This is a genomic window from Propionivibrio limicola (assembly GCF_009469695.1).
Lineage (GTDB): Bacteria > Pseudomonadota > Gammaproteobacteria > Burkholderiales > Rhodocyclaceae > Propionivibrio > Propionivibrio limicola.
In genome coordinates, this window is the sequence record NZ_SSSR01000036.1 from 1 (window position 1) to 4,331 (window position 4,331).

Genomic DNA, 4,331 nt, shown 5'->3' on the forward strand with positions numbered 1-4,331 from the left:
GCCATCGTAGCGTCGGCGGCATGCGCGCCTCGATCTACAACGCGATGCCGGTTGAAGGCGTGCAGAAGCTGGTCGAGTACATGAAGGAATTCGAGAAAAACCGGGGGTGAGAACTGTTCGATTATCGCCTAAGCCCCCCGTATTTTCCGTTTGCCGTGGAATGCTCCGTCAGCGGGCACCGGCCGGGGTGAGGCTTCTCGGAAATTTCTATCGGAACATTTGAAATGACATCAAAAACCAGGATCGGAATAATCATCTGTGATCGTTATCGCCGCTGCGCGGGCGGAAAGTGCCTGCGGGCAATGCGAAGCAAGGAGGGGGCGTTCAGCATCCACCCCGCCGATACCGAACTCGAACTGGTCGGGTTTACAACGTGCGACGGCTGCCCTGGAGGAAACATTGAGTATGCCGCAGACGAGATGGTGAAGAATGGCGCAGAGATCATTCATTTGGCGACCGGCCTAGTTGTTGGTTATCCTCCCTGTCCTCATATCGCGACGTTTAAAGCCTTTCTGGAAAAAAGCTATCCGGTCAAGGTTGTCGTCGGCACACATCCGATTCCGAAGAAATATCTGGATACGCATACCTGCCTTGGCACCTGGGACAGCCCGGAATGGAAACCTTTAATCGAACTTACTTTGACGGACGCGCCGACGCGTTCCCGCTACGGTTGATAGCGACTCAAATGGATAAAATGGATTGCCCATCGCCAATGGACAAAGAAAACATCGAAACCCTGAAACAACAGGTGCTATCCGGTGCTTGCATCACTCCTGAAGAAGCCCGCTCCCTGTCGGATACGCCCGAGAAAGAAACGCTGTATGCGGCGGCGGATCGGATTCGCGCGCACTTCATGGGCGGCGCCATCGATACCTGCTCGATCATGAATGCCCAGTCAGGACGCTGTTCGGAAGATTGCCAATGGTGTTCCCAGTCGCGGCGCTTCAAGACCGGGGTGCCGGAATACGGCCTCGTGAGCGAAGATGAAGCGGTCACTATCGCGCTGGCGAATAGCCGTCAGGGCGTGGCGCGTTTCTCCCTCGTGACCAGCGGGCGCGCCCTGAAGCCCCGGCAAGTTCAGGAAGCGAGCAAAATTTACCGGGCCATCGGCAAGCAAAGCCCGATCCGCCTGTGCGCCTCGATGGGGCTGCTGCGCACACCGGAACTGCAAACACTCAAAGCGGCGGGAGTGGAGAGATACCACTGCAACATCGAGACGGCCGCATCGTATTTCCCCGCTCTGTGCACCACACACAGCTTCGCGGAAAAGGTGCGCACCATTAGCGAGGCCAAAGCCGTCGGCATGAAGGTGTGCAGCGGCGGCATTTTCGGCATGGGCGAAACCATGGCCCAGCGTATCGAGATGGCGTTTTCACTGCGCGATATGGAAATCGACTCGATCCCGATTAATATTCTTACCCCGGTCGACGGAACACCCCTACAGGGCTGTGCGCCGCTTTCCGATGAGGAAATTCTGGTAAGCATCGCGTTGTTCCGCTTCATCAACCCCACCGCTCATCTGCGCCTCGCCGGTGGCCGTAGCCTCATTATTCATCTCCAGGAGAAAGCACTGAACGCCGGCATCAGTGCTGTCATGGTGGGCGATTACCTCACAACCCTGGGGGCCAATATTGAACAGGACAAGGACATGTTTCGGCGTTTGGGCAGGGGCGAGATGCGTTGAGGAGTGGAGGAAACCGGAAACGAGTCAGTTCCGACAGGAGAGTGACGTAGGTCCTCAACGGATAACGCGAACAGAGCCTTTTCCTTTATTTGTTGGTATTTGTATTCAGCCGAAAAACAACGTCTTGCGCTGCTTGGCTTGTGCATCGCAAGTGGAAATGTTGACGATTCAAATCCAGCCCAGCAGTCGCCACCACAGATAATCAAGCGGCAATAGCAGCACGAAAGTCAGCAGCGCCAAGGGCAGCGTAATTTTCGCAAGATAGCCGAGGCGCTCCCCGGAAAGCTGCATCGCGACGATCAGCGGCCCGACCTGATAGGGGAACAGCACCGTTGAGAAACCGATGACCTGAGTCATCAGTACGGCGGGCAAGCTGAACCCGGATGCGGCCGCCAAATCCGGCGCCATCGGCGTCAGCACCGTGGGAACGCCTGGAATCGTGGTGACGATCCCGATCAGCGTGGACATCGCCGAAAGCGAGAAGAAATTCAGCGCATGGGCGCCGGGTGCCAGCGGCAACACCTGCTCGAGTGTCTGTCCAACCATCCTGCCCAGGCCCGACGCATTGACCAGCGCGCCCAGCCCGAGTGCCGCCGCCACGAACAACACCATGCCGAAATCGATAGAAGCGTTGAAGGATTTTGGCGCCACTACGCCGATTCGTGGCAACAGCAGAAGGATGGCGGTGGCGATTCCGATCCAGGCTGGGTTGATGCCGTGCAGGCTGTCAGTCATCCAGAGTGCCAGCGTGGCGAGCAGGATCACCGCCACGCGCCGCTGGGCGCCGGTATCTGCCGGCTTGGCGTCGATCGCCGAATCGGGAGCCTTGTTGGCCTTCGCTTCCTGTGGGTGAATGCGGTCAGGAAACAGCATCAGCACCAGTCCGACCATCAGCGCCGATTTGAGTATGCCGAGCACTGGAAAGTGCAGGAATAGATAGTCTGTATAACCAAACGTCGCACCGTGCAGCGTCTCGCTGGCGCCGGCCAGAATCATGTTCGGAATGTTGGCGGGCAGGATGGCAAAGCTCGGCATGTTGCAGGCCAGCGCCAGCGTAGCGGCGATGCCGATACGCCCGTTCGAGCCTTTGCCAAAGCCGACGCGATCGGCGAGAGCCATCCCGACCGGCACCAGCACCACAGCGCGGCCGACCGAAGACGGCATCACAAAACCGAGCGCCATGGCGGCCAGGGTCAGCCCGATGATCATGTGCGCATAGCTGCCGGCCAGCAGCGGCGCCAGTACGGCAGCCAGCCGTTGCCCAAGACCGGAAGCCGTGATCGCGGCGCCGATGATGAAGCCCGACACGATCAGCCAGACGGCGGCAGAACCAAAACCGGAAAACACAAGATCGGGGCGCGCCAGCCCGAAGATCAGCACCAGCGCGAAGAAGATCAGACTGCTCAGGAATGGCGGCAGCACGCCCGTACTCCACAGCACCAGCGTGACCAGCACGACCGCCGCACTGCGTGCAGCGAGCGGATCGACAGACGCCAGCGGCCCCACGGCCAGCCAGAAGGCAATGGCGAAGGCACCCCAGACAAACAAATTCCTGATGGAAAAACTCTTGCTCACAAAACAACTCCCGATTAAGACTCGAAAAGATAACCCAGCTCGTGTTGGCGGGTTAGAATCGGTCCATGACAATAGATATTGCTGACACGCCATCATTCCTGCCAAGTCATGCGGCATTCATCGTTGATCCGGAACAGCCAGTGCTGTCGGACGGGCGCGACCTTGAGGCGCATGCCCGAGTCGAACCGCATAGTCATCCGCGCGGACAGCTGCTGTGGGCTGCCGAAGGGGTGTTGCGGGTGGCATCGGACGTGTCGGTCTGGATTGTCCCTCCCAGTCATGCTGTCTGGATTGCCGGAGGTGTCCTTCACCATGTCGTGACCGAAACGCCTGCGCGGATCCGGAACCTGTATGTCGATCCATTTTTTCCGATACGCGATGGGGATGGAAACGGGGCGATGCTTTTGCTCACGCCGTTGATGCGGGAGATTATTCTGCGCCTGACAGAAGAGTCCTCGTCTGTAGATGTGGACAGTCGCCGGCGTCTTAGCCTCGTCGCCATCGACGAAATCCGGCAGCTTGAATCGGCGCCTCTTTGCTTGCCAGCCGGAAAGGATGCGCGCTTGCGGCGTTTGACCGGGTTCATGATACGCAACCCCGGCGAACAGCGAGCACTGAATGAGCTGGCCAAGATCGCCGGCAGCAGCCTGCGCACGATGGAGCGCCTCTGCAAGGCCGAAACCGGCATGACATTCCGGCAATGGCGTAGCCACCTGCGACTTTTGAATGCAATCGAGCGTCTGGGGCAGGGCGAAAGCAGTACCACCATCGCTCATTCACTCGGTTTTCGCAGCGTAAGTTCCTTTGTGGCCGCCTTTCGCCAGAAATTCGGCTGCCCGCCACAAAAATTCCTGAAATGAACCTGCCAAACGCATCCAATCAGGGCAATCGCACCAAACCCGAAATGCCACCGTCGTGAACATGCCAAAATAGCCGTTCACAATCAATCAGTTACAAAGGGGCTGTTCACAGGGCGTTGATTTGTGTAGTTTTCTGTCTTTTTGGGTGGCGTATGGAGACGGAGAAAGCGGCTACGGCAAATCAACGAGTCTCGCTGACGGAGGTCTTTTCG

4 protein-coding genes are annotated in these 4,331 nt (G+C 58.2%); 3 read left to right on the forward strand and 1 reads right to left on the reverse strand.

Annotation, left to right across the window (positions count from 1 at the left end):
- Positions 1 to 224: 224 nt before the first annotated feature.
- Positions 225 to 674 carry a CGGC domain-containing protein gene (locus GH659_RS14655; protein ID WP_153112176.1) on the forward strand — a complete coding sequence of 150 codons (450 nt, stop codon included), beginning with the start codon at positions 225 to 227 and terminating at the stop codon, positions 672 to 674.
- Between the two features lie 38 nt (positions 675 to 712).
- A complete protein-coding gene (gene bioB / locus GH659_RS14660; protein WP_153112177.1) occupies positions 713 to 1,684 on the forward strand; it encodes a biotin synthase BioB in 972 nt (323 codons plus the stop codon).
- Positions 1,685 to 1,852: 168 nt separating this feature from the next.
- Here the strand turns inward: bioB and GH659_RS14665 are convergent, their stop codons facing one another.
- On the reverse strand, positions 1,853 to 3,259 hold the full coding sequence (locus tag GH659_RS14665) for an SLC13 family permease (RefSeq protein WP_211364277.1): 1,407 nt from the start codon (positions 3,257 to 3,259) through the stop codon (positions 1,853 to 1,855).
- 65 nt (positions 3,260 to 3,324) lie between these two features.
- Here GH659_RS14665 and GH659_RS14670 point away from each other — a divergent pair, with 65 nt between their 5' ends.
- Complete coding sequence (locus tag GH659_RS14670) at positions 3,325 to 4,119, forward strand: AraC family transcriptional regulator (RefSeq protein WP_153112178.1); 795 nt, start codon at positions 3,325 to 3,327, stop codon at positions 4,117 to 4,119.
- Positions 4,120 to 4,331: the final 212 nt, after the last annotated feature.